The sequence below is a fragment of the Arthrobacter nitrophenolicus genome (assembly GCF_045833485.1).
Classification (GTDB): domain Bacteria; phylum Actinomycetota; class Actinomycetes; order Actinomycetales; family Micrococcaceae; genus Arthrobacter; species Arthrobacter nitrophenolicus.
Map to the genome: position 1 here is coordinate 3,048,425 of NZ_CP174504.1, position 24,960 is coordinate 3,073,384.

At 68.2% G+C, this 24,960-nt stretch carries 19 protein-coding genes; 12 read left to right on the forward strand and 7 right to left on the reverse strand.

The genetic code is table 11. From position 1 onward, the window contains the following. Nucleotides 1–13 precede the first annotated feature (13 nt). Entirely contained in the window at nucleotides 14–571 is a 558-nt protein-coding gene (locus tag ACJJV6_RS14190) for a GtrA family protein (protein WP_035751567.1), read from the forward strand. 20 nt (nucleotides 572–591) lie between these two features. Here the strand turns inward: ACJJV6_RS14190 and ACJJV6_RS14195 are convergent, their stop codons facing one another. Then, nucleotides 592–1,290, reverse strand: a complete 699-nt coding sequence (locus ACJJV6_RS14195) for a TIGR03089 family protein (RefSeq protein ID WP_009356238.1) — start codon at nucleotides 1,288–1,290, stop codon at nucleotides 592–594. 388 nt (nucleotides 1,291–1,678) lie between these two features. Here ACJJV6_RS14195 and ACJJV6_RS14200 point away from each other — a divergent pair, with 388 nt between their 5' ends. The 3 genes from ACJJV6_RS14200 to ACJJV6_RS14210 are packed head-to-tail and all read left to right on the forward strand — an operon-like array spanning nucleotide 1,679 to nucleotide 7,240. After that, nucleotides 1,679–2,212 carry a WhiB family transcriptional regulator gene (locus tag ACJJV6_RS14200; RefSeq protein ID WP_009356239.1) on the forward strand — a complete coding sequence of 178 codons (534 nt, stop codon included), beginning with the start codon at nucleotides 1,679–1,681 and terminating at the stop codon, nucleotides 2,210–2,212. 29 nt (nucleotides 2,213–2,241) lie between these two features. Next, nucleotides 2,242–5,601, forward strand: coding sequence for a glycosyltransferase (locus ACJJV6_RS14205; RefSeq protein WP_407709259.1), 3,360 nt, complete (start codon nucleotides 2,242–2,244; stop codon nucleotides 5,599–5,601). Next, nucleotides 5,594–7,240, forward strand: coding sequence for a DUF5719 family protein (locus ACJJV6_RS14210; protein ID WP_407709260.1), 1,647 nt, complete (start codon nucleotides 5,594–5,596; stop codon nucleotides 7,238–7,240). Before ACJJV6_RS14205 ends, ACJJV6_RS14210 begins: the two co-directional genes overlap by 8 nt. A gap of 58 nt (nucleotides 7,241–7,298) precedes the next feature. Here the strand turns inward: ACJJV6_RS14210 and ACJJV6_RS14215 are convergent, their stop codons facing one another. Further along, nucleotides 7,299–7,811 (reverse strand): metallopeptidase family protein, encoded by a 513-nt coding sequence (locus tag ACJJV6_RS14215; RefSeq protein ID WP_354175457.1) that lies wholly within the window; start codon nucleotides 7,809–7,811, stop codon nucleotides 7,299–7,301. Nucleotides 7,812–7,930: 119 nt separating this feature from the next. On the opposite strand from ACJJV6_RS14215, the gene ACJJV6_RS14220 reads away from it, so the two are divergent. From ACJJV6_RS14220 to ACJJV6_RS14235, 4 genes are all read left to right on the forward strand, one after another. Further along, nucleotides 7,931–8,320, forward strand: coding sequence for a DUF3499 domain-containing protein (locus ACJJV6_RS14220; RefSeq protein WP_035751569.1), 390 nt, complete (start codon nucleotides 7,931–7,933; stop codon nucleotides 8,318–8,320). Between the two features lie 79 nt (nucleotides 8,321–8,399). Next, nucleotides 8,400–8,648 (forward strand): Trm112 family protein, encoded by a 249-nt coding sequence (locus tag ACJJV6_RS14225; protein ID WP_009356243.1) that lies wholly within the window; start codon nucleotides 8,400–8,402, stop codon nucleotides 8,646–8,648. 99 nt (nucleotides 8,649–8,747) lie between these two features. Beyond that, nucleotides 8,748–10,226, forward strand: a complete 1,479-nt coding sequence (ahcY, locus tag ACJJV6_RS14230; RefSeq protein ID WP_133351011.1) for an adenosylhomocysteinase — start codon at nucleotides 8,748–8,750, stop codon at nucleotides 10,224–10,226. A gap of 63 nt (nucleotides 10,227–10,289) precedes the next feature. Further along, nucleotides 10,290–11,528, forward strand: coding sequence for an Ig-like domain-containing protein (locus ACJJV6_RS14235; protein ID WP_407709261.1), 1,239 nt, complete (start codon nucleotides 10,290–10,292; stop codon nucleotides 11,526–11,528). A gap of 2 nt (nucleotides 11,529–11,530) precedes the next feature. Here ACJJV6_RS14235 and ACJJV6_RS14240 read toward each other — a convergent pair whose 3' ends face one another. Further along, complete coding sequence (locus tag ACJJV6_RS14240; protein ID WP_407710508.1) at nucleotides 11,531–12,331, reverse strand: RDD family protein; 801 nt, start codon at nucleotides 12,329–12,331, stop codon at nucleotides 11,531–11,533. Nucleotides 12,332–12,400: 69 nt separating this feature from the next. Between ACJJV6_RS14240 and ACJJV6_RS14245 the strand changes: the two genes are divergently transcribed. Further along, nucleotides 12,401–13,393 carry a stage II sporulation protein M gene (locus ACJJV6_RS14245; protein WP_200859116.1) on the forward strand — a complete coding sequence of 331 codons (993 nt, stop codon included), beginning with the start codon at nucleotides 12,401–12,403 and terminating at the stop codon, nucleotides 13,391–13,393. 127 nt (nucleotides 13,394–13,520) lie between these two features. Then, nucleotides 13,521–14,705 (forward strand): TIGR01906 family membrane protein, encoded by a 1,185-nt coding sequence (locus ACJJV6_RS14250; RefSeq protein ID WP_407709262.1) that lies wholly within the window; start codon nucleotides 13,521–13,523, stop codon nucleotides 14,703–14,705. On the opposite strand, the gene ACJJV6_RS14255 is transcribed toward ACJJV6_RS14250, so the two are convergent. Both ACJJV6_RS14255 and ACJJV6_RS14260 read right to left on the reverse strand, forming a co-directional pair. Further along, on the reverse strand, nucleotides 14,696–16,525 hold the full coding sequence (locus ACJJV6_RS14255) for an AMP-dependent synthetase/ligase (protein WP_407709263.1): 1,830 nt from the start codon (nucleotides 16,523–16,525) through the stop codon (nucleotides 14,696–14,698). The two genes, ACJJV6_RS14250 and ACJJV6_RS14255, sit on opposite strands and share 10 nt — an antisense overlap. Before the next feature lie 66 nt (nucleotides 16,526–16,591). Beyond that, the gene (locus ACJJV6_RS14260; RefSeq protein ID WP_407709264.1) at nucleotides 16,592–18,343 is read right to left on the reverse strand and encodes a dolichyl-phosphate-mannose--protein mannosyltransferase; all 1,752 of its coding nucleotides are present in this window, start codon (nucleotides 18,341–18,343) and stop codon (nucleotides 16,592–16,594) included. Between the two features lie 53 nt (nucleotides 18,344–18,396). Here ACJJV6_RS14260 and rsmI point away from each other — a divergent pair, with 53 nt between their 5' ends. Beyond that, nucleotides 18,397–19,272, forward strand: a complete 876-nt coding sequence (gene rsmI, locus ACJJV6_RS14265; RefSeq protein ID WP_009356250.1) for a 16S rRNA (cytidine(1402)-2'-O)-methyltransferase — start codon at nucleotides 18,397–18,399, stop codon at nucleotides 19,270–19,272. A gap of 185 nt (nucleotides 19,273–19,457) precedes the next feature. Beyond that, a complete protein-coding gene (locus tag ACJJV6_RS14270) occupies nucleotides 19,458–20,957 on the forward strand; it encodes an NAD-dependent succinate-semialdehyde dehydrogenase (protein WP_009356251.1) in 1,500 nt (499 codons plus the stop codon). 60 nt (nucleotides 20,958–21,017) lie between these two features. Here the strand turns inward: ACJJV6_RS14270 and ACJJV6_RS14275 are convergent, their stop codons facing one another. After that, nucleotides 21,018–23,489: a DUF3488 and transglutaminase-like domain-containing protein gene (locus ACJJV6_RS14275; RefSeq protein WP_009356252.1), complete on the reverse strand. Its 2,472-nt coding sequence runs from the start codon at nucleotides 23,487–23,489 to the stop codon at nucleotides 21,018–21,020. Further along, the gene (locus ACJJV6_RS14280; RefSeq protein WP_407709265.1) at nucleotides 23,486–24,952 is read right to left on the reverse strand and encodes a DUF58 domain-containing protein; all 1,467 of its coding nucleotides are present in this window, start codon (nucleotides 24,950–24,952) and stop codon (nucleotides 23,486–23,488) included. Before ACJJV6_RS14280 ends, ACJJV6_RS14275 begins: the two co-directional genes overlap by 4 nt. Nucleotides 24,953–24,960: the final 8 nt, after the last annotated feature.

The following is a 24,960-nucleotide window of genomic DNA, read 5'->3' on the forward strand; positions in this document are numbered from 1 at the left end:
GCCATGGAGGGTCATGTATAACGCATTAGCAGATCGTATCCGGGGATTGGCCTCGCTTTTTTGGCGCGAAGTGGCCAAGTTCGGCGCTGTCGGCGGTGTGGCGTTCGTCATCGACAACGGGTTGACGTACTACCTGATGCATGGCCCCATGTCGGACAGCGAAGCCAAAGCCAGGTTCGTGGGTGCATCAATAGCCACGGTCTTTTCCTGGATTGCCAACCGGTTCTGGACGTTCCGGCACCGCCGCCAGGACAACGTCCTGCGCGAATTCCTCATGTTCATCCTGATCAACGGCATCGGGATCGGCATCTCCACGGGCTTCACTGCGCTGGCCAAGTACGGCCTGGGGGTCACGGACAAGAACCTGCTGTTCTTTGCCGGCGTTTTCGGCATCCTGGTCGCCACAGTGGTGCGCTTCTTTGCCTACCGCTTCCTCGTCTTCAACAAAGAGCTGGACCAGGAGCCCGAGTTCTCGCACGACCACGAACTCATCGAAATCCACCACCACCAGAAGGAACACGCGGCCGCGGCCGAGCGCGAGCCTTCGCCGGACAGGCCAACCCAGCAGTAGGGTTCCGTCCGGCCAACACGTCAGCTGCCGTGGATGCGTTCCGCTGCCAGCAACTTGTCCGTCAGTTCCACATCAGGATGGGTCAGCACGACAGAACCTCCTTGTTTCCAGGCGCCGAGGGCATGGGCCAGGGCTTTCTCCAGGCCGTCAGAGGCAGGAATGTGCAGCCGCACGCCCTCCTCGTGGGCAACAGCGAAGGTATCGAACAGTTCCCCGTGCAGGTGCCCCCTGCCGCGGCTGTCCACGATGGCGCAGGCACGCGGGTCCGGGTCGGCGTGTGACATGAAGACGTCGCCGTGGCTGCGGACTTCGGCCGCGTAGTCAATGCAGCCGGGTGCGAGCTCCCCCGACCAGCGCATAGCGAGGGCGGGCAGCGCAACCGCGATGACGGCGTCGTAGTTACCGTCTGCTGACTGGGGGTCGGCGGTGACCAGGAAATCGGCGTCTGGTTCCGCGAGCACCGCCTCAAGGCCAAGCTGCCACGCGGACAGCGCCCAGACCAGTGCCTTCCAGTGGGCGGGCAACTCCAGCCGCAGGCGCATACCCGGGGCGGCGTCGAGTTCGTCCTGGAGCAGGTTGCTGGTCTTGGCCACCCAGTTGTCCAGGACCCGGCCGGAGAGCTCCACGCGTTCCGCGTCCGGTCCATACCAAGTAAGGCGTGGAGCGGTGGAATTTCCTGAGCGGAGGGTTGCCATCAAATCGAGCGCGGGTGTAGTCATGGCACCATCCTGCCACTGGCGCAGGACGCGGTCACCGGGTGCATGCCATCAGGAGATGCCAAGGCTTAAAGTGATATTTGTCACAGGAGAAGGTAAGCGTGCTTGCTATTTGTCCGGTTTCGGGGTATTTTTCGCGCAATTGCGGGTTTTTTCGGCCCTTTTCCGCAGTCACGGGGGTCCCATGCGGTCTGCTCCACGGATGGGGAGGAAAAATCCCGGGCGTGGCGTGACGGTCGTTGGGGAAGTTCACTGATTATTATCCCGGCAGCGGCTTGACTCGCCCTAGTTACACGCGTGTAATTAGGTATCTAAAGCGACTGCGTAAATACCGGCACACAACCGAGTGCCTGCGTATCCAGGCAGGGGCTGAAACATCAGGAGGGTCGCCGTGGGGCATGTAGAGCGTATCCAGGAAGATGCCGTCGTGGCCGGTCAGGCAACGGCAAAGTACCGTGCACGGGGGGTGCCAGGTGACTGGTTCGTGGACCCTGCGGATCCCGGGGCTGCGGAGCGGTACAACCGTGATGCCAGCGGCCTCCTCGAAGACCAGGCCACGGCATTCCTTGCGGCGCATGAGGCCCTCCTGGCCGGGGGGCAGGACCCCGAAGACGAACTTGATCCGCCCATGGAAGTGCGCGCACCTGAAACCGTGCAGCCCGTCTGGATCGGACTGCCGTTCCAGCAGGACTTCGACGACGAAGGCGAGCTTGGGTGGCAGACTGACGCCTTGTGCGCCCAGACGGATCCGGAAGCGTTCTTCCCGGAGAAGGGCGGCTCCACCCGCGACGCCAAAAAGGTGTGCGGTGCGTGCAACGTCCGGTCCCAGTGCCTCGAATATGCCCTGGCCAACGACGAACGGTTTGGCATTTGGGGAGGCCTGTCCGAGCGTGAGCGCCGGCGGCTGAGGAAGCGAGCAATCTAATTCACCAGGATGTCCTTGTCACTGCCGTTGTGGTCGCCCATAACGGCAGTGACTACCTGCCCAGAACCTTGTCAGCCCTGGCGGACCAGACCCGGCCCGTGGACCGCGCCATTGGCGTGGACACAGGCTCCCGCGATAACTCCCGCGCCCTGCTTGAGCGGGCGATGGGTGCGGCCAGCGTGGTCAGCCATGACCGCGGCAAAGGCGGCATGGGAGCCGCGGTGTCCGCCGGACTGGCGGCGCCGGCCGCCCGGAAGGCCAGCACCGAAGACGGCAGGCAGGAATGGATCTGGCTGCTGCATGACGACGCCGCCCCCGCCCCCGAAGCGCTGGCCGAACTGCTGGGCGCGGTGGAGCGGGCACCCTCCGTCACCGTCGCAGGCTGCAAACAGCTGGACTGGCACTCGGAACGCAGCCTGATCGACGTCGGACTCTCCACCAGCCGCTGGGCCGAGCGGCTCACCCTGATCGATGCCGACGAACTCGACCAGGGTCAGTACGACGGCCGCAGCGATACGTTCGCCGTCAATTCCGCGGGCATGCTGATCCGCCGCGACATCTGGGAGCAGCTGGGCGGCTTCGACCCCGCACTCCCCGGCAGCGGCGACGACGTCGACTTCTGCTGGCGCAACCGCCTGGCGGGCCACCGGGTGGTGGTGGTTCCCGCGGCGCGCATGTTCCATGTAAGCCACAGGCCACACGCTTTGGGCAACCCGGCAGCGGCACGGAAGGCGCAGGTCCACCTGCGGCTGAAGCACGCCCCGGCATGGATGGTTCCCGTCCATGCCGTTGGCGCACTCCTTGGCAGCCTCTTCAGGCTGGTAGTGAGTATTGCGCTGAAGGACCCGGGCCACGGTATTACCCAGTTCCTTGCCACTATCGCTGCCCTGGGCAGGCCCCGGGCAGTGGTCCGCGCACGGCGGACGGCCCGGCAGACGCGCCGGATCCGCCGGTCTGTCATCCGCAAGCTGCAAACACCGCGGCGGGAAGTCTGGAGCCACCGGCGGTCCCTGATGGAAGCCATCGGCTCGGACGGCAGCCAGGCTGACGACCTCGAGCAGGACCCGCTGGCACACCAGCCCAGCGGTGACGCTTCCGACGATTTTGCCGCCCTGGCAACCACCAAACGCGGTTGGGTGGGCAACGGTGCCCTCGCGGCGGTCATCATTGCTTCCGTGGCATCCCTGCTCGGCCTGGCAGGGCTTTTCCGCGCCGATGCGGTAGCCGGCGGTGCCCTGATCCCTGTATCGTCCGCGCTCGGGGATATCTGGAACCACGCGTCCAACTGGTGGATCACGCTCGGCGCTGGTCTTCCGGGCAAAGGAGACCCGTTCGGCTACGTCCTGTGGCTTATCGGCGTCCTCGGCGGCGGCGACGGCAACGCTGCCATGGCCTGGCTGCTGCTCCTGGGTACGCCGCTGTCCGCCCTCGCGGCCTGGTTCGCAGCCGGAGGGCTGACGGTCCGCCGCCGGCTCCGCCTCACCGCAGCCCTTTTCTGGGCGGCCGCGCCTGCGCTGCAGGCAGCCCTGAACCAGGGGCGCGTCGGCGCCCTGGTGGCGCATGTCATGATCCCGCTCTTTGTCCTCGCGCTGCTGCGTGCCACCGGGTCGGCCGTGGGCCATGGGCGCTTTTCCCTCCCTGCGCCGGCTGACCGGCGCGGCGATAAACCCCCGGTCAGGCCTGGAATCAACGGCACGCCGTCGTGGACCGCTGCCGCGGCAGCGGGCCTCGCCATGGCCGTCGTTACCGCTGCTGCCCCCTCACTCCTGGTCCCCGCCGCGGCGGTAGTCGTGTTCTGCGGGGTCGTGCTGGGCCGCCGCGGCCGCACCGTCTGGTGGGCGCTGCTGCCAAGTGCCGCGCTCTTCGTCCCGTTCGGCCTGTCCGTACTGGACAAGCCTCGGGCGCTCCTGGCAGATCCCGGCCTGCCGCTGGGCTTCGATGCAGCGCCGCTCTGGCAGCAGATCCTGGGCCAGCCGCTGGAGTTTGCGCCGGATAAAGGCCTGGATGGACTGCCCTACTTCCAGGACGGGACCCTGCCCTGGGCCCTGCTGCTGGCACTCCTCCTGGCCGTCCCGGTCCTGGCGCTTGCCGTCGCCGGGCTGTTCAGCGGACACCGGGCCACGAAGGCGAAGGTGCTGTGGGCCGCAGCCCTGGTTGCCTTGGCAGGAGGCTGGCTCGCTTCACATGTCGCCGTCGCCATGGACGCTGACACCCTGGTGACGCCCTTTACGGGTCCTGTGGTTTCTGCTGCCTCGTTTGCGTTCCTGGGCGCCGCGCTCCTCGGTGCCGAACAACTCCTCACCGTGGCGGACAAGGCGGCAGCCGGCCCGGCCAGGCGGAGGACGGCCGTGCGCTCGGCCTTGGCTTTTGGCATGGTGCTGCTCCTCGTTGGCCCGTTGGCCGGGATGGCCGCCTGGTCCGCCCGGAACCTGCTTCGCCCGGCAACTGTTTCGGCCGCCGGGTCCCCGGCCGAGCCGCCCGCCGTGACGGGCACTGCCGAGCCCGGGGATTCCGGTTGGGGTACCCACCGGCTTGTCGAGGCTGCCAGCCCGCGCACCCTTCCCGCGACGGCCATTGACCGTGGAACCGGGCCGGAGCAGACACGGACGCTCCTGATCAGCACGGGCGAAAACGGCACGTTTGACGCCGCCCTGATGCGCGGGGCCGGTACCACGCTGGACGGCCTTTCTGCTGTCGCCGCCGCGCGCAACATCCTGGGTGCGCCCGGGGCCGAAACGGTCCGCGATGACGACGACGTCACCACAGCGGTTCGCCGGTCCGTCGCAACGCTGGTGGCCGGGCAGGGAGTGGACCCCCGCAGCGACCTCGAACAGCTCGGTGTGGGCTTTGTGGTCCTCCGGTCCGCTGACACGGCAGCCCAGCTCACCGCAAGCAGGATGGACGCGGTACCCGGCCTGGTGGCTGTGGGGCAGACCGACGTCGGATGGCTTTGGCGGGTCACCCCCCTCAACCAGCCGGTACTGCAGCCCGCTGACATAGCCCACCGGGTCCGGATCGTGAATGCCCAGGGCGCAACGGTCGCGCTGGTCCCGTCCGCGTTCGACGGCGTCGACGCCCCGGTCCCGGCAGGGCCCGAGGGCCGCCTGGCGGTCCTGGCGGAGCGGGCGGACCCCGGCTGGAGCGCATGGCTCGACGGCCGGAAGCTGACGTCCACCACGTCCGAATGGTCGCAGGCCTTCACGCTGCCCGCTTCCGGCGGCCAGCTGACCATCCGGTACGAAAACCCGTGGGCCCCCTGGGCAGGAATTGCCCAGGGCGTCGTGTTCGGGCTGACCATCATGCTGGCCATACCCATGCCCGCCCGGCGGCCGCGGACCGGCCTTTCCCGTGACGAGGGTTCCCTGCGTAAGGAACAGCAGAATGCATGAGCACACCATGTCCGCAGAGACCGCCGGGACTGAACAGATCCCCGGCGGGCCGGAGGCTGAACGTCCCGGCCGCAAGCGCCGTCCCGGTGCCCTCACCGGCGCCGCCACCGCAGCACTCGTCCTTGCCGGAACCGGCGCAGTGGTGGCCGCCGGGTCGGTGCTCCCTGCCCCCGAATCCGCACGCACCATTCCGGCTGCGGTGGCAGCCGTCCCGGCAGGGGAAAGCGTTGGGGTATGTCCCGGGCCGGCCCGGCTGCTGGAAGGCACGGAGGCAGGAACCGATCCGCAGTTCAGCCCGGTATCGGCCACAGCCGCCACCAGCGTGACCGCTGCCGTCCTTGGCGCATCCGGCGTGCTGCCGGCCAGCCGGTTGTCACAGCTGGACGGAAAGACCGCCGCCGATATCGCCGGAGACCCCGGACAGCCACCGGCCGAAGGGACTCGCCAGGAACTGCTGGCAGGCACCGTGGCCAGCCGGTCGGTGGACCAGGTGACAGTGCTGAGTGCCGATGCCCTGGCCAACCAGCAGGCTTCCGCCGCTGGTGCCATGAAGTTCAGTGCCACCGACGGCGACCTGCAGGGAACCGCTGCGGCCAACTGCCAGCAGCCCTCCAACGACCAGTGGCTGGCCGGAGCCAGCACCACGGTGGGTCGCGCCTCGGTATTGCTCCTCACCAACGCCTCCAGCACACCGGCCACCGTCAGCCTGGAACTCTTCGGCGGTGGCGGACAGATCCAGGCGCCCGGCAGCCGCGGCCTGCTGGTGGCTCCCGGCACCACACGATCCGTGGTGCTGGCAGGCCTGGCGCCGGGGGAGGAACAGCTCAGCGTCCGGGTACGGAGCGCCGGTGGTCCCGTGGCGGCGGCCATCCAGCAAAGCGTCCTGCGCGGGCTGACACCCGGAGGCGTGGATTTCATCGCCCCCGGTGCCGCTCCGGCCGTGCGCCAGGTCATGACAGGCGTGGATATCCAGGACCCGGCGGGAATTTCCGCGCTGACCGGAAAGTCAGGCTACGAGGACGCGGGGCCCGCCCTGCACGTCACGGTTCCCGGTGCCGCTGATGCGGTCGTGGAGGTCAAACTGTACGGCCGGGACGGCCAGAAGCCACTTCCCTCCGGCGGGGTAATCACGGCCAAAGCCGGCGCCGTCACCGAAATTTCCCTGGCGGGCATTCCGGCGGGCCACTACACCGTGTCGGCGGAGTCCGACGTCTCCTTCGTTGCCTCGACGCGCATCAGCCGCGGCCTCCAGGAGGACCAGCCGGCCGACGTCGCCTGGGCCGCCTCAGGAGTGCGGCTGGGCAGCCAGCACGTGGTGCCGGTTCCCCGTGGCGGGAGCCGCCAGTTGGTCTTTGGCGCCTTGGGCACCCGGGCCAGCATCAGCTACTCCGCCATCACGGCGGACGGGAAGGTACGCGCGCCGGCCACGGCCGATATTGCCGGCGGAACCACCGCGACCATTGCCGTACCGGACAAGGCCGACGACGCCGACGTGGTGGGCTATGTCGTGTCGGCATCGGGCGATGCCGCCTACGGCGCAGTGCTGGTCCAGCAGGACGGCCGGAACGACGTCGCCACCCTCGCCTTCCAGCCGGCAGCCGCAGGGCAGGAAACCGTGCCGGTCACCATCAGCTACTAGACGTGCCGGCCAGGCCGGCGCCGGTGCAACGGCGGCGGCCCGCCCGAGGGGGCGGGCGTCAGTAGCGGCGCCGGTACACAGGGTCCAGGGTTTCGGGGGCCACGCCCAGCATTTCAGCGGTGTGCTCCACCACGACGTCATGGACCAGGTCCTGCAGTTCCTCAACCCCGGGGCATGCCTGTTCCACCACCCGGCGATACACCGTGATCATCGGTCCATCCTCATCGGTGGCGGGGGAGTAGGACCCCATGGGGACCGGCGCCGAACTGGCAGCCAGGAGTTCCAGGTCCGGGGGGATCTCGTCGACGCCGAACCTGACACCGTCCAGGGTCTTCCCCCAGATGTCGTGCAGCCGCTGTGCGGAGTCCAGGACCATGTCATCAAAGCGGTCCGAGCGGGTCCGGTACCCGGGATGCGTGGGCAGCATCACCTCACCCCGGAGGCCGCGCCCATGGCGGTTCCGCCGGCGCTGCATGAAGCTCCTGCCTGCGGACTCTCCACCCTGGTCCTTGCGGGCATCCGGGTCAGCCAACCGGACCGTAAAGCCTGATTTCTGGTTCGATGACTGCATACATTGACTGTAAACCCGGGAAATGATTAACGCGATAGATTCCCCTTGAGGCGAAGACGCGTCACGTCCGGGGCGGCAATGCGGCGTTTTGGCGGCGGCAGCGAGTAGTCTGGGATGTCGTGGGAGCTATCCGTCAGTGTTCAAGATCTGCCTGCCGCCAGTCAGCGGTGGCTACCCTGACGTACGTGTACGCGGACTCCACCGCCGTCCTCGGTCCCTTGGCCACCTACGCTGAACCGCATTGCTACGATCTCTGCGAGCAGCACGCCGATTCGCTCACAGTGCCCCGTGGCTGGGAGGTGCTGAGGCTGGCCATGCCGTCCACGCCGCAGCAGCCCGGCCCCGATGACCTGCTCGCCCTCGCCAACGCGGTCAGGGACGCGGCGGCACTGCCTGTCCAGGCCCAGCAGCAGCCGGCGCAGCGCGGCCCGCACGCCGCGCTGGAAGCCCCGGCCGGCACCGAGGGTACCCGCCGGGGCCACCTGCGCGTCCTGCGCGAGCCGTCCTGAAGCCGGTCTGGCGGTACGCTGGAACCTGCACACCAGTCCGCTACCGGCGCCAGCGCGCCCGCCAGGGAGCATGAACCCAATGCCAAAGATCAGTCCTGAACTGCTGTCCGTCCTGCGTTGCCCCGTGACGGGTTCACCCCTGGTCCAGGACGGCGACGAGCTGGTGGCCACCGCCGCCGCGGAAAGCGGCGCAAAGCCCCGCTACGCCATCGAGGACGGCATCCCGCTCCTCCTGCCGCCGGAGTTGCTGGCCGCGGCTACGTCGGCGGGCTCGGACCAGCACGATTCCGACCGTCATCAGCCCGGACAGGCCGCTTCCGCCGTCTAGCGCCGCACGGCTTCCCCCGCACCCATTGGCGCCGCAGGCGCCAGAACACCGCGTCGTCCAGCACGGACACAGCAGCACCGGATACAGCAAAGGACCACCATGACTTTCGACTACAAAGTTGCCGACATCTCCCTGGCTGAAGCAGGGCGGCACCAGATCCGCCTGGCCGAGCATGAAATGCCCGGCCTCATGTCCCTGCGCGAGGAATTCGGCGCCAGCCAGCCGCTGAAGGGTGCCCGGATCGCCGGTTCGCTGCATATGACCGTGCAGACCGCCGTCCTGATCGAAACACTGACCGCGCTGGGTGCTGAGGTTCGCTGGGCCTCATGCAACATCTTCTCCACCCAGGACGAAGCCGCGGCAGCCGTCGTCGTGGGCAACGGCACCCCGGAGGACCCGCAGGGCGTGCCGGTCTTCGCCTGGAAGGGCGAAACGCTTGAGGAATACTGGTGGACTGCCGAACAGATCCTCACCTGGCCCGGCGCGGAATCCAACCCCGAGCTGGGTCCCAACATGATCCTCGACGACGGCGGCGACGCCACCATGCTGGTGCACAAGGGCGTGGAATTCGAAGCGGCCGGCAACGTCCCGTCCGCCGGTCCCACGGACTCGGAGGAATACGGCATCTTCCTCGACGTCATCCGCCGCTCGATCGCAGCAGACCCGCAGAAGTGGACCCGCACCGCCTCCACCATCAAGGGCGTCAGCGAGGAAACCACCACCGGTGTCCACCGCCTGTACCAGCTCGCTGAGCAGGGAAAGCTGCTGTTTCCCGCAATCAACGTCAATGACTCGGTCACCAAGAGCAAGTTCGACAACAAGTACGGAATCCGGCACTCCCTGCCCGACGGCATCAACCGGGCCACGGACGTCCTCATGGGCGGCAAGGTCGCCGTCGTCTGCGGCTACGGCGACGTCGGAAAGGGCGCCGCGGAGGCGCTGCGCGGCCAGGGATCACGTGTGATCGTGACCGAAATCGACCCCATCTGCGCGCTGCAGGCAGCGATGGACGGTTACCAGGTGGCCCGGCTCGAAACCGTCCTTGCCCAGGGCGACATCTTCATCACCACCACGGGCAACAAGGACGTCATCATGGCCGAGCACATGGCCGGGATGAAGAACAAGGCCATCGTCGGCAACATCGGGCACTTCGACAACGAGATCGACATGGCCGGACTGGCAAGGACGCCCGGCATCAAGAAGGTGGAGATCAAGCCGCAGGTCCACGAATGGGTGTTCGAGGCCGGAACCGACGCGGAGCGTTCCATCATCGTGCTGTCCGAAGGCCGCCTGCTGAACCTGGGCAACGCCACCGGGCACCCGTCCTTCGTGATGAGCAACTCCTTCGCCAACCAGGTCATCGCCCAGGTTGAGCTTTGGACCAAGAAGGACCAGGCCGACGGCCGCCGCGAGTACGAGAACCAGGTGTACGTCCTGCCCAAGGTCCTGGACGAGAAGGTGGCCCGGCTGCACCTCGACGCCCTGGGCGTGGAGCTGACCGAGCTGACCAAGGACCAGGCCGAGTACCTGGACATCGACGTCGCCGGCCCGTACAAGCCCGAGCACTACCGTTACTAAGAAGTAAAGTACCCGGGTGCCCCGAGCACCCGGGTCGTTACTTCCAACCCCTAGGATCGGAACATGGAGCCGGAAGCCCAGCCGCGCCGCCCGCGGACAGCAAAAAAGATTCTCATCGTCGCCGTCGTCTGCCTCCTCGCAGCTGTGGGCGGCGTTTTCGCTGCCGTCGCACCGGGACTCGCCGGCGCGGTGCTGGAATCGGAAGCCGGCTCCGCCGTCCGGACCTCCCCGGGCCTGGCCGCCCCCGTCGTCGCCCCGGTGAAGTCGGACGCGGCGCCCGCGAACGGTGCCAAGCAGGTCAACCCCGCGGCCCCGGTATCGCTCAAGGTCAGCAACGGCACCATCGAGCGTGTGACGTTGACCAGTACGTCGGGTGAAACGGTGGAAGGCAGCATTGACGCGGCCGGCACCGGGTGGACCGCTGCCGGTCCGCTCAAGTTCAACACCGACTACAGCTACACCTATGTGGTGAAGGACGGCGCGGGCCGCGAAACAAGCACCACCCAGTCCTTCAGCACCGTCTCCAGTTCGCATGAGGCCGACGCCGCCATCTACCCGCTGGACGGCATGAAAGTGGGCGTGGGACAGCCGCTGCAGATTATCTTCAGCGAACCCGTCCTCAACCGGGACGCCGTGGAAAAGGCCATCAAGATCACCAGCAGCGCCGGCCAGGTGGGTGCGTTCCACTGGCACAGCGACAAGATGGTCCGGTACCGCGCCGAGGGTTTCTGGGTTGCCAACTCCACCATCTCGATGGACATGCAGCTGTTCGGCGTGGACCTGGGCAACGGCCAGATCGCGAACTTCAACAAGAAGGTCAACATCGCGATCGGTGACAAGAAGGTGGCCGTGGCTGACGCCGCAGCCCACACCTTCACCCTCAGCATCAATGACCAGCCGGTCAAGACCTTGCCGGTGAGTATGGGGGACAAGCGCTTCCCGTCGGCCCGCGGCTACGGGGTGCTGATGGAGAAGAAGCGCTACGACCATTTCCGTGCCTCCAGCATCGGCTTGAAGCCGGACGATCCCGCGTACTACGGGGACGTGGATGTGGAGTACACCATCCGCCTCACGCTCAGCGGCGCATATATCCACCAGGCCCTCGAGTCGGCCTACCCCTTCATCGGCAACACGAACGTTTCACACGGCTGCATCGGATTCGCTCCCGACGGCGCTGCCTGGGTCTTCGACAACATGGGCACCGGGGACGTGGTGCATATCGTGAACACCGAAGGTGACTATGCAGCGCACGACGACGGCTTCGGTGACTGGAACATCCCCTGGAGCGAGTACGACAACTGACGTCAGCTGCTGAACGGCAACCGGTGCAGGCGCTCGCCCGCCTCCGCGTTGCGGCGGCGCAGCTGCGTCAGCCTGGCGAGTTCGCGGGAACGGCGTTCGGCAACGACGGCGGCAAGGAAGTCGTCCGCGCTGGTCCCCGCCGGCGGGGGAGGGGCCACATGGGCAGCCAGTTCGGTGGCAATCGACGCCGCCATTCCGGCGCGTGACAGAGGTGCCATCCGGTGGGCCTGGCGGATGAACTGGGAAGCCCGTCGGGCCGTTGCGTCGGGAATTCTTCCAATATCCGCATGCGCTGCCCAGGCGTGCAGCCGCGGCGGGACGAAGACGGGAACTGCTTCTTCCACCGGCACCCGGGTGCGGATGGCATGGGTTCCCGCCAGCAGGTCGCCCAGCCGGCGCGATTTGTCGTTGAAGAGTGCCACCGCCAGCGCGAGCCCGCCCAGGGTCAGGTAGACCTCCAGGAACCCGGTGAGGCCGCGGATGAGGGCATGCCGGAAGCGGATGGCACCGCCGTCGTCCCGGACCACCCGCAACCCTGCTGCCAGCTTGCCCAGGGACAGGCCCCGGCTCAGGGTTTCCACTGCCACCGGGAGGATCACCAGGCAGAAAATAACGCTGGACAGGACCAGCGCACGCATGGCTGCCTCATCCAGGTCTTCGCCGGCCGCCGCCACGCCAATGAGGATCACCACCAGCAGCACGGCGTGGAAGAGGACGTCGAGGACAAGCCCCAGCGCACGCGCGCCAAACGAGGCGGGGCGCAGTTCCAGGACCACTGCCTCGCCGGTGACGATCGACCCCACAGCAGGTACCCCCTCGCGGCTGACGGTGCGGACGGTCAAAGTCTAGTGCCGTGCCGCTAGGCTGGTCGCGTGGATATGGACGCCTTCTCCGCGGTGAACGGGGACAAGTGGGCACGGCTGCACGAACTCGCCGCCAAGGGCAGGCTCAGCGGGCGGGAAGCCGATGAGCTGTTGGCCCTCTACCAGTCCGCGTCCTCCAACCTGTCCCTGATCCGTTCAATTGCCCCCGAAAGCGGCCTGTCCGCCTCGCTTTCTGCCACGCTTGCGCTGGCCAGGACCAGGTTCACCGGCGCGCGGTCCAATCCGATGGCCGACCTGGCACGGTTCTTCGTGGTGGCGCTCCCGGCCGCTTTCTACCGGCTCACCTGGCTCACCCTTGCCTGCGGGCTGGCGTTCGTTGCCATCGGTGCCGCCTATGCGCTCTGGATTGGAACATCCCCCGAAGCCCTGCGGGCGGTGGCTTCCGAGGCCGCCGCCAGGCAGTACGTGGAGGAGGACTTCATCGACTACTACTCCGAGAACCCGGCAGCGTCCTTCGCCGGCGCGGTGTGGACGAACAACGCCTGGATCAGCGCCCAGGCGGTGGCGCTGGGCATCACCGGCATCTGGGTACCCATGATCCTGTACGGCAACGCGCAGGGCGTGGGGATTGCGGCAGGAGTATTCGCGGCTGCCGGAAAGTCCGACGTCTTCTTCAGCTACATCCTGCCGCACGGCCTGATGGAACTCACCGCCGTCTTTATCGCGTGCGCTGCCGGCCTGCGGATCTTCTGGGCCATGGTCTCGCCCGGTCCCCGGACCAGGGGCCGGGCGGTGGCCGAGGAAGGCAGGTCGCTGATCACGGTGGCACTGGGCCTGGTCCTGGTCCTCTTTGCCTCCGGCCTCGTCGAAGCGTACGTCACGCCCAGCCCGCTTCCGGTGTGGGCCAAGATCGGCATCGGGGCGGCCGTCCTGGCTGCCTACTGGGTGTACGTCCTGGTGTGGGGGCGGCGCGCCTACCTGGCCGGGGAACGTGGCGACCTGCGCCGCGAAGATGCCGGGTATACGGAAATCGCTGCCTGAATCGTTGTAATCCGGCCGGGGTGGTTCCTCGCTCCGCGTTAGCCCCGGACTGTAGGCTCGTGAACAGATAAAACGTGCGCCAGCAGACCCTGGCGCGGCGTGTCAACCCTACGGAAGTGACGCTGCTGTGAAAGACGAAACACCGGCCCGCGCCAAGAGCGCCGCGCCGCAGCCGGAACCGTTCCTGGATACGTCCGGCGACTCCGACGAGCCCGCCTTTTCCTGGCTGACCCCGGCCGGTACGGACCCTGCCCGGACCGCGGGCGAACCCGGCTCCACTGAAGGCCTGTCCGCCGCTGCCGGTTCAACTGCCGTTCCGGGGAATTCCGGAGGAGAGCCGGAATCCGGAAATCCCCAGCCGGACAGCAGGGCCGGCCGGAAAGCGGCCGAGGCGGCTGTCCTGCCTTCCGACAGGACCGCACCTTCCGGGACTGAACCTTCTCCTGCCACCGCACGTTCTTCCGGGGCTGAACCCTCGGACGACTCCGAAGCACCCGGCCGCGAAAGCACGCCGGTCTTCCGGGAAACCCTCGAAACGTCGGCCCTGCAGGTACGTCCGCCGCAGGAAGAGGTTGAACGGCGCAACGCGGAGCGGGAGAGCGCGGCCAACGCCAAACCGGTGGCCCCGCGGGTCATGCAGGTCCTGCTGGCCATCATCTTCCCGGTGGTGCTCCTGGTCCTCGCCGTGCGCGCGGTGACCAGCCCGCTGTTCCTGTGGGTGGAATACAACCGCCCAGGCTTCCCGGGCGACGGGTACGGTTTCAGCACGGATGACCGGATGACGTATGGCTCCTACGCCGTCGACTATTTGAGCAACTGGTCAGGCCCCCGGTACCTTGGCGACCTGGTGCACCGCAGCGGGGACAAGCTGTTCAAGGACGGTGAAGTCAGCCACATGGCGGACGTCAAGCTGGTCATCCTGTCCACTTTCGGTGCAGGGGTTCTCCTGCTCCTCCTGGGCCTCATCGCTGTCCTCTACCTCCGGAAGCGCAGCACGGGGGGAGTCCGCCGTGGCCTGTTCGCCGGCTCCATCGTCACCCTGGTCCTCATCCTGGGCCTTGGCACACTGGCGTTCCTGGGCTGGCAGCAATTCTTCACCGAGTTCCACCGGATCTTCTTCGCGGATGGCTCCTGGACCTTCAGCCTGGACGACACCCTGATCCGGCTGTTCCCCGGCCAGTTCTGGATCGATGCCGGCATCGTCATCGCCGGCCTGGTGCTGCTGACGGCGCTGGTGACGCTCATCCTCACCTGGCCGACGCGCCGCCGCCGCGGCCTGCCGCCCAAGGAGACGGCGGCCGATCAGGCGTAGAGCCTGGCAATCTCCGCCTGGAAGTCCTGCACGACGGCGGACCGCTTCAGTTTCAGCGAAGGGGTCAAATGCCCTGACTCGACCGTGAACTCCGCGTCCAGCAGTGTAAAGGAACGGATGGATTCGGCCTTGGATACCAGCTGGTTGGCGTGGTCCACGGCATCCTGCACCGCTTCCAGCACGCCGGGATCGGATGTTGCTTCCCGGACCGTCAGGGGCGGAAGGCCGCGCTCGGAACGCCAGTTCTCGAGTCCTTCCGGATCGAGGGTCACCAGCGCCGAGACGAACGGCCTGCCGTCTCCGACAACCACGGCATGGCCCACCAGCGGGTGTGCCCGGATCACTTCCTCGAGCGGTCCCGGAGCCACATTCTTTCCGCCCGCGGTAACCAGCAGGTCCTTTTTCCGCCCTGTCACCGTGAGGAACCCGTCGGCGTCCAGCACCCCAAGGTCCCCGGTGCGGAAAAAGCCGTCCACGAAGGCCTCGGCGTTGGCGGCCGCATTCCCGTGGTAGCCCTTGAAGACGCCGATGCCCTTGACCAGGATTTCGCCGTCTTCGGCCACCCGGATGGTGGTGCCGGGGATCGGGATCCCCACCGACCCCACCCGTGTCCGCGACGGGGTGTTGGCCGTGCACGGCGCGGTGGTCTCGGTCAGGCCGTAGCCCTCCAGCACCGGGATGCCCGCGCCGCGGAAGAAGTGGGCGTCATCGTGGGCCAGGGGGCTCGCACCGGACACGGTGTACCCCACCTGCCCACCGAAGGCCTGCCGGAGCCGGGGATACAGGAGACGGTCGAACAATCCGTGCCGTATCCTGCACATCAGTCCCGGGCCGGTACCCTCGCCGCGGCTCTGCTTGTCCAGGTCCCGGGAGTAGGCAATGGCAGCGGCCGAGGCGGCCTGGAACAGCCTGCCCTTGCCGGCCACCACTGCCTTGTGGGCGGCCGTTGCCCGGACCTTTTCGAAGATCCGCGGGACCACCAGCAGGAACGTGGGCTTGAAGGTCCCCAGATCCTCCAGGAGCTGGGCCGCGCCAGGGGTATGTCCCAGCGTTGCGCCCGCCGTCAGGCATACCACCTGGACCGCCCGCGCCAAAACATGGGCCAGCGGCAGGAACATGAGCGTGCGCGCCTGGTCCTGGACCAGCAGTTCCGGAAGGAACGCGACAATATTCTTGGCCACCAGGGCGAAGTTTCCATGGGTGATCTCGCAGCCCTTGGGATTGCCCGTGGTGCCCGAGGTGTATACGAGGGACGCGACGTCGTCCAACCCCGCACGGCTGCGGTGCCGCTCAAGCTCGGCGTCACTGACCCCGGCGCCGGCAGCGGCGAGGCTGGCGAGGTTGGGGGCCTCGCCGTCGCTGTCCATCCGTACCACGTTCACCAGCCGGTCCCGGAGCGGGGGTGAGCCGGCAACAACCCCGGTAACGAGTTCCGCCATCGCCCGGTCCTGGGCGAAAACACGCCGAACGCCCGCATCCCGAATGATCCACTCCACCTGCCGGGTGGATGAGGTCTCATAGATGGGGACGGTCACGCCGCCCGCGAACCAGATTGCGAAGTCCACCAGCGTCCATTCGTAGGACGTGGCGGACATAACGGCCACGGTGTCGCCGGGCTCAAGCCCGCCGGCGATCAGCCCCTTGGCCAGGGCGCTGACATCCTGCAGGAACTTTGCCGCCGGAACATCCACCCAGCCATTGGGGCCCTTGCGCCGGTAGAGGGCGTGGGCGGGATTGGCGGCGTGCTGCTCCAGGAGCAGGTCCGTGACGTTGCTGCCGGCATCGAGCTCCACCAGCAGTTCCGTGCTTGCTTCTCTCACAGCAGGTCTCCGTTCCGCTGCCGGGCCGCGGCAGCGGCTTCGATCGGGTCTGATTGCAATCCTGCCCTAGATCCAGGACGGCATCCACATCCGCACCCGCCAGGCGTCGTAGGGGATGACCTCGGCTGCCCAGATGGGGTAGAAGAAGGACGAGAGCACGACGGCCGCCGCCACGAACAGGGCCACCAGGTACAGGCCCGCGCGGCGCCGCCATGGCGGGTCCCCGGCCCGCCCCAGGACCAGGCCCAGGCAATAGACGAGGGCCAGGACCAGGAACGGCTCGAAGGAGACGGCGTAGAAGTAGAACATGGTCCGCTCCGGGTAGAGGAACCACGGAAGGTACCCGGCGCCGACGCCGGCGAGGATCGCACCGGCCCGCCAGTCACGCCGGCCAGCCCACCAGAACAGCAGGACCACGAGGGATATGACGGCGGCCCACCAGATCAGGGGGTTGCCCACGGACAGGATGGCTGAGGTGCATTTCGCTACGGCACATCCCGGCGTGCCCTGCTCCGGGGATTCATAGAAGAACGACGTCGGCCTGCCGAGTACCAGCCAGCTCCAGGCACTTGCCTCATACGGGTGCTCGGAGCCGAGGCCCTGGTGGAACGTGTAGGCCTCGCGGTGGTAGTGGGCGAGGGACCTGATGGAGTCCGGCAGCCAGCCCCATTCAGCGGACGGATTGCTCTCCGCCCAGCGGCGAAAGTAGGCATCCTCCGAGCGGAACCAGCCGGTCCAGGTAGCCCCGTACACCAGGAATGCCACGGGGACGGTGCTGAGGAACGCCGGAATCCCGTCCTTGATGGCCCCGCCGCTGATCCAGCCGCGGATTCCTGCCACGCGCCGGGCACTGAGGTCCCAGATGACTGTGAGGAGGCCAAATCCGGCCAGGAAGAACAGCCCGGACCATTTGGTGCCCACAGCGAGTCCCAGGCAGATTCCGGCCGCCAGCCGCCACCAGCGGATCCCGAGCCAGGGACCGGTCAACAGCATTTGGGGCGGCGGCTGTCCGCCGTTCCGGGCCGCCGCCTGCGCCAGGCGTGCGGCGAGCCGGCGCCGCCCATCGTCCCGGTCCAGCAGCAGGGCACCGAAGGCAGCGAGGATCCAGAACATCAGGAAGATGTCCAGCAGGGAAGTCCTGGACATCACCAGGTGGTGCCCGTCCACGGCAAGGAGCAGGCCGGCGGCGCCGGCCAGCGGGAGGGACCGGAACAGTTTCAGGGCTATCAGGGCCAGGAGCAAGATGGAAAGGGTGCCGGTGAACGCTGCAGCGAACCGCCAGCCAAAGGAATTGTCCGCGCCGAACAGGGCCATCCCGGCGGCGATCATCCACTTGCCCACCGGCGGATGGACCACGTATTCGGGGGAGGGGAGCAGCACCGACGGATCGCCGGCGTTGAAGGAATCGTTCGCCTTGTCCGGCCAGTTGCGCTCATAGCCGCTGATGAGGAACGAGTACGCGTCCTTGACGTAGTACGTTTCGTCAAAGACCAGCTTGTGCGGGGCGTCCAGCCGGACGAAGCGGAGGATCCCGCCGGCCACCGCCGTCAGCACCGGAACCAGCAGCATCCACAGCCGCAGCGACGGCGGGTAGTCCCGCCAGGAGCGCACTTCCCCGAGGAGCCGTGCGTACAGCGCTTCGCGTGTGAAGGCCTCTGCCGGGCGGCTGATCCATGGCCGGCCCGCCGGGCCGCCTTCCATCGGGGTTTCCCCTCCGCTGGTTGGTGCCTCCGGGGAGTCCTGGCCGGGGGCGGGGGGAGCGGGATGTCCGGCGCTGAGCCGTGCAGCTTCCTGCGGCTGCGTCGAGGTCTGCGTCACGAGCCCATGCTACCTTTTGCGGCTGGCAGTCCCCCCGGCAGTAGGCTGGAGGCGTGGACCCTCACCCCAGCACCCCGCCAGAATCCGGCCCGGCAGCGGCAGGACGCATCATCCTGGCCGCCACTCCGATCGGAAACACGGGCGACGCCTCCGCCCGGCTGGTGGAACTGCTGGCGACAGCGGACATCGTTGCCGCTGAAGACACCCGCCGCCTGCACCGGCTGGTGCAAAGCCTCGGCATCACGGTGGCGGGGCGGATCATCAGCTACCACGAGCACAATGAGGCGGCCAAGACCTCGGAACTGCTGGACCAGGTCAGGACCGGCAGCACGCTGGTGATGGTGACTGACGCCGGCATGCCGTCCGTGTCCGATCCCGGCTTCCGGCTGGTGGAAGGCGCAGTGGCCGCCGGACTGACGGTAACGGCGGTTCCCGGGCCTTCCGCCGTCCTGACGGCGCTGGCCCTCTCCGGCCTGCCGACTGACCGTTTCTGTTTCGAAGGTTTCCTTCCCCGGAAAGCGGGCGAACGGGCAGCCCGGCTGGCCGAGCTTGCCGGCGAACGCCGCACCATGGTCTTTTTCGAGGCGCCGCACCGGCTTGAGGCCATGCTCCGGGCGCTCAAGGAACGTTTCGGGGCGGACCGGCGGGTGGCTGTCTGCCGCGAACTGACCAAAACCTACGAGGAAGTCCTCCGCGGCCCGCTCGGCGAGCTCCTGCAGTGGGCGGAAAACTCCGACGTCAGGGGCGAGATCGCCGTCGTGGTGGCCGGTGCGCCGGAACAGGCAGCGGGCACCCCCGAGGACCACGTCGCGGCGGTGAACGACCTGGTGGCCCAGGGCATCCGGCTCAAGGAAGCCGTGGCCGCTGTTGCCGAGGACGTCCGGGTAAGCAAACGGGAGCTCTATTCCGCCGTGCTGGCGGCCCGCTGACAGGCGCCTGGAAGCCTGCAGGTTCTGCTGTGCAGGTGCACAGCAGAACGCGGGCCGGGCAGTGCGCAGCGGCGTAGACCCCGGGCGAATCCCGGCAGTAGTCTGGCACTTAATCAGCCTGATGGGTCCGGCCGTTCCGGCCGCAGCGGAGGGCTGCCACCAACCCTACTGACGAGGGAGTCATCGTGACTGTCACCGCACAGCCGGCCGTAAGCGCGGACCGCGAAAGCCAGCTTCTGGCCTCTGTTCCCACCGGATTGCTGATCAATGGCGAGTGGCGCGATGCCGCTTCCGGCAAGACGTTCGACGTCGAGGATCCCGCCACCGGCAAAGTCCTGCTGAGCATCGCCGACGCCGGCGCGGAGGACGGTGCCGCAGCACTGGACGCTGCCGTGGCCGCGCAGGAATCCTGGGCGAAGGTGCCCCCGCGGGAACGCGGCGAGATCCTGCGCCGTGCTTTTGAGCTGGTGACCGAGCGGGCCGAGGACTTCGCGCTCCTGATGACCATGGAGATGGGCAAGCCCCTGGCCGAAGCCCGCGGCGAAGTGACGTACGGCGCCGAGTTCCTGCGCTGGTTCTCCGAGGAAGCCGTCCGCGCCTTCGGCCGCTACTCCGTTTCCCCGGACGGCAAGTCCCGCTTGCTGGTCACCAAGAAGCCGGTGGGCCCCTGCCTGCTGATCACGCCGTGGAACTTCCCGCTGGCCATGGCCACCCGCAAGATCGCCCCCGCCGTGGCCGCAGGCTGCACCATGGTGCTGAAGTCCGCGAACCTCACACCGCTGACCTCGCAGTTGTTCGCCGCGGTAATGCAGGAGGCCGGCCTGCCCGCCGGCGTCCTGAACGTCATCCCCACGTCCACTGCAGGCGCCACGACCGGGCCGCTGATCAAGGATGCCCGGCTGCGCAAGCTCTCCTTTACCGGGTCCACGGAGGTGGGCCGCCGCCTGCTGTCCGACGCCTCGGAAACCGTCCTGCGGACCTCGATGGAGCTCGGCGGCAACGCCCCGTTCGTCGTCTTCGAGGACGCAGACCTGGACGCCGCCGTCGCCGGGGCCATGCTGGCGAAGCTGCGGAACATGGGCGAGGCCTGCACCGCGGCCAACCGGTTCATCGTGCACGAGTCCGTGGCCACCGAATTCGCGGAGAAGTTTGCCGCGAAGATGAAGGAAATGACCACCGCACGCGGCACCGAACCCGAGTCCAAGGTGGGCCCGCTGATCGACGCCAAGAGCCGTGACAAGGTCCACGAGCTGGTGTCAGACGCTGTGGCCTCCGGTGCGAAGGCCGTCCTGGGTGGCGCTCCGGTGGACGGGCCGGGCTACTTCTACCAGCCCACCATCCTGGCTGGCGTCACCGAGGGAACCCGCATCCTGTCCGAGGAAATCTTCGGACCCGTGGCCCCGATCATCACCTTCTCCTCGGAAGATGACGCCGTCCGCCTGGCCAACAACACCGAGTACGGTCTGGTGGCCTACGTCTTCACCAAGGACCTGAACCGCGGCATCCGGATGGGCGAACGCCTTGAGACCGGCATGCTGGGCCTGAACGCCGGCGTCATCTCGAACGCGGCAGCACCCTTCGGCGGCGTCAAGCAGTCCGGCCTGGGACGCGAAGGCGGCCTGGAGGGCATCGAGGAATACCTGTACACCCAGTACATCGGCATCGCCGACCCCTACGCGGGATAACAATCAGGGGAGTGCTTCGGCCCGGGCAGGCGAGCCCGGGCCGCAGGCCGCCGCCCGCCCTTACCGTGAACGCACGGGCAGGGCGCGGGAGGCGGCCTTTGCCGTTGCGGCGAGAAGCCGTCCCGCCGCCCGGAAAGGTGCCGCGACCATCCGTCCCAGCCGGCCCATGACTGACGGCGGAAGCCAGGCGGCGCGGAACCGCTGCCACCGGGTGGCGTTGCAGCGCAAGGCGAACTCCAGGGCTCCAATGTGTTCCGCCGGGTCGGCGCCGCCCGCATCCTGCCGCTCCCGCCCAGGGCCGCCCGTGTTCGGCCCCGCCGGCTGGGGCCGGCCGTACCTGTACCGCTCGAAATCCGAGGTGAGAACCCCCACGGCCCGATGGGCAGCCGCATCCATGCCGCCGGGTTCCCCAAAGCGGCTGCGAAGCCGGCCGGCATAGGCCCGCGGGGTCTCGCTTGGGACCGGGGCCACCCCGAAGTCGGTACCCAGGTCCACCACTTCGCTCCACGCCAGCGGGACAGCCTCACCCGGGTTCCTGGGCCGGAGCCGACAGGTCCGGGCAGCGGCCCGGACCAGGTGCGGTGACGCGGCCAGCAGGGCCGCACCCAGGACTGCGCCGGCGCCGATCAGGAACGGCAGGAGCTGCAGGCCGGCGTCCGTGCCGCCGCCCGTGCCCGGAACCGGAACAGGGGCAGCGCTGGGCGCGGGGGCTGGCGCCGGAGTGGCGTCAGGAACCAGGTCATCCCCATTGTCGACTGCACCCGGGGCGGATGGGGACGAGGACTCGCTCGCGTAGCCGGGAACCACGCCGCGGGAGGGGGTGGGCTCGAAAGGCACCCAGCCCACGCCCTGGAAGTACAGTTCCGGCCAGGCATGTGCGTCGCGCGCATCCACCTCGAACTCGGGAAGCGCTCCCTGGCCGGCCACCGTGACAGTGGCTCGGGTCAGCCTTCCCGGAGCGTAGCCCACCGCGATCCGGCTGGGGATACCTTCCAGCCTTGCCATGACGGCCATGGCCGATGCGTAGTGGATGCAGTAGCCGCTCTTCTGCTCCAGGAAGTCAGCCAGGACGGACAGGCCGTTGCCGTCATAGCCGTTCTGGACCGGTGACTGCAGGGAATAAGTGAACTCTGCCGAGCGAAGGTACCGCTGGATGGCCATCGCCTTCTGGTACGGGGTGTTGCCGGGGCCTGCTACGGTCCCGGCAGTGGTCCGCACGATCTCCGGCACGTTGCCGGGGATCCTGGTGAAGTCCTCGGGAATGTTCCGCAGCGGCGCGGAGGACTGCGCCAGGAGGTCGGCGGAAAGGTTCGGCACCGACGACGTGACCACGTATTCCTGCCGCCGGGAGGTGGTGTCCGAACCCTTGATGCTGAGGGTGGCCGGATCCCAGGTCCAACGGCCGTCCAGCCCCCGCACTGATTCGGGAGCGTACGGTGCCGGAAGGTAGGGGCTGTTGAAGGAGCCGGTATCGATGGCAGTCACCTGCTGCACCTGGTCGCTTGCCGGGGCGGCGTAGCCGGGGTCGATCTGCCCCACGAGCGGAAGCCGGGAGGCGTTGCGGTCGTCCGGGCCCCAGGATTCGCCGTCGAAGTTGTCCACCGTGACCGACCGCAGGTAGAGCGGGCTGGCCGCATTGGTGGCGTAGGTGATCCGGCCGCTGCCGTCAGGGGCCCGCAGGCTGTTTCCCAGGGTGATCATGGGGTTCAGTCCGGTGGAGGTGCCCCACGGATTGAGCCGGGAGCCCTGCGGGAATGTCCCCTGGTCGAATCCGGGGATGGCCAGTGCAACCAGTTGGGCGGCAACCAGGGCAGCGGCACCCGTCAACGCTGCCCGCCGGACCTGCCCGGGGGTCCGCGCGGAATCGGCCTGGGTGCGCGGGTCGGGGGCGAACCATTGGCTGAACGCAAGGATCATCAGGTAGCCGGCAACGGCGCCGGTGAAGCCCCAGAATCCGACGCTTTGCGGCTTGATCACGGCCGGAACCACCAGGATGGCGAACAAACCCACCCCGGTAGCGGCGGGCATGCCCAGGGGTACGGCTAGTGCGTCCACGAGGATGACGGCCAGGCCGAGGACGGCGCACATCACCATGACGATTCCGGCGTTCGGCGCCACCGGCGCGGTTTCGGAGAGGACGGTTTCGCTGGCGCGCCGGATGAACCGGCCCAGCTCGGTGAAAGTGGCAGGGGTGGGGATGAACCCCAGGACGCTCGAACCGCGGAAGAACGTGAGGGTCAGGATTGCGGCCAGCGACAGGAAACCGCCGGCAGTCACCAGCAGCGGCTGGGCCCGGATGGCGCGCAGCGATGCCAGGGTGAAGCTTACCGCCAGCACCGTGGTGAGCACGGGCCAGTACCAGCCCCAGCCCCTCAGCACACCGTTCAGGGAGAGGGCAGCACCGCAGACCGCTACCGATACCGCCAGCGCCATCGCCCAGGGAAAGGCACCAACGCGGGACCGGGCGGGGGAGGCTCCCGCAGCCTGCTGATGCTGCCCGGTCTCCGGAGACCGGGCCGGGGCGATGGTCACCGGACCACCCCCGCCCCGCGCCTGACTTCCACGGCCGGTGCCGGGAGCTCCACGTCCTGGTCGAACTGTCCCCACGCCGAGGCCACCGGGACCGACGGCGGTACGGCCACCGCACGCCACCCGCCCTGGCGCAGCGCCTCGAGGACAGGATCGAAGTCCGCAGGCCTGTCCGCCACCACGATGGCGAAGGCGTTCGTGCCGTAACCGGCGGCAGGGGCGAGGGACAGCGCCTCCTCGGGCGAGATCCTCCCCAGCACGGCAATCAGGGGCCCCCGCATGCGGTGGGCTGACAGCTTGTCCATCAGCCGGTCGTCGAAGGATGGAGGCCCGGAATCCTGGCTGGCGCGGTTACGGTGGCCGGAGAGCCCGGGGAGGGAGAACCCGCGGGGCGCCGCGTCCGGGAGCCGGCCGTCGCGGTGCTGGTGGTGGTGTGGCGCGGTGAGCTGGATCGCGGCAAGGCTTTCGGCGATCGACTGGAGACCGGAGGTGCCGCTGTATTCCTCCGCTTCCGGGTCGGGCGCAGACGGGGAATGGAGGAACGCCGGTTCCCCGCGGACATCGAGCAGGCGCAGGCCGTAGTTGCGTTCTGAGAGATGCGCGCTGATGGACATCGCCGCCACCACTGCCCACTCGAACGTGCCGCTGGTGGCCATGGCAGGCCCGTCCTGTGCGGACAGCCCGGCAGACACGGCCGTGGAACCGGAGGAAAACGCCGGAAAGCGGTGGTCCAGGATGATGGTCGCCTCGGGCGTGGTGACGGATTCCTCCTGCCTCACCATGAGGGCGCCGTGCCGGGCGGTGGCCGCCCAGTGGACCCGGCGCATGGGATCGCCGTGGCGGTATTCGCGGGTCATGACGTCGTCGTCGCTCGGGTTGGCCCGGATCCTGGTCGCTGTGACGCCGTCGTTGCCGCGTGCCCCGGCGAGTCCGGTCAGGGGCAGTACGACGGCGGCAGGCGTCACCGTCAGGATGTCGCCGTCGTCGATGGCCTGGCGGTGCAGGGAAAGCCCGAACGGGTCGGTGAACTCAGCCGTGACCGGCCCAATGCGGAACTGGCCCCGCCGGGCAGAGCGCAGGTGGTACTCATAGCGGCTGGTTCCGCCTGTGGCTGACCGGGACGGGAACCGGAATGCGGGGGATTCACCGAACCGTGGCGGCAGGCGCTCCTCCATGGTGGCCCGGCCGCTGCCGTTTCCGGTCCGGGAAACGGCCAGCCGCACAGTGGTGGGGGCCGACGTTTCCACGGGGGAGGGGTTGAACTCCCGGGAGACTCGGAAACGCGGCTTGACCAGGCGGATGCCGGCCAGCGAAACCAGGGGAAGGACCAGCAGCAGGACGCTGAGCGTGAGCAGGTCGCGCCGGCCCATGATGTATGCGGCGGCCAGGGCGGCGGCGCCGGCGCCCAGCATCCCCCAGCCTCGCTGGGTGAAGAGATGCCGCGGAAGCCTGTCCAGCAGCGCCATGGTTCCGC

Excerpts from the sequence above, each read along its gene's own strand:
- ACJJV6_RS14190 (WP_035751567.1), top strand. The coding sequence starts at position 14 with ATGTATAACGCATTAGCAGATCGTATCCGGGGATTGGCCTCGCTTTTT.
- ACJJV6_RS14195 (WP_009356238.1), bottom strand. The coding sequence starts at position 1,290 with ATGACTACACCCGCGCTCGATTTGATGGCAACCCTCCGCTCAGGAAAT.
- ACJJV6_RS14210 (WP_407709260.1), top strand. The coding sequence starts at position 5,594 with ATGCATGAGCACACCATGTCCGCAGAGACCGCCGGGACTGAACAGATC.
- ACJJV6_RS14215 (WP_354175457.1), bottom strand. The coding sequence starts at position 7,811 with ATGCAGTCATCGAACCAGAAATCAGGCTTTACGGTCCGGTTGGCTGAC.
- ACJJV6_RS14225 (WP_009356243.1), top strand. The coding sequence starts at position 8,400 with ATGCCAAAGATCAGTCCTGAACTGCTGTCCGTCCTGCGTTGCCCCGTG.
- ahcY (WP_133351011.1), top strand. The coding sequence starts at position 8,748 with ATGACTTTCGACTACAAAGTTGCCGACATCTCCCTGGCTGAAGCAGGG.
- ACJJV6_RS14235 (WP_407709261.1), top strand. The coding sequence starts at position 10,290 with ATGGAGCCGGAAGCCCAGCCGCGCCGCCCGCGGACAGCAAAAAAGATT.
- ACJJV6_RS14280 (WP_407709265.1), bottom strand. The coding sequence starts at position 24,952 with ATGGCGCTGCTGGACAGGCTTCCGCGGCATCTCTTCACCCAGCGAGGC.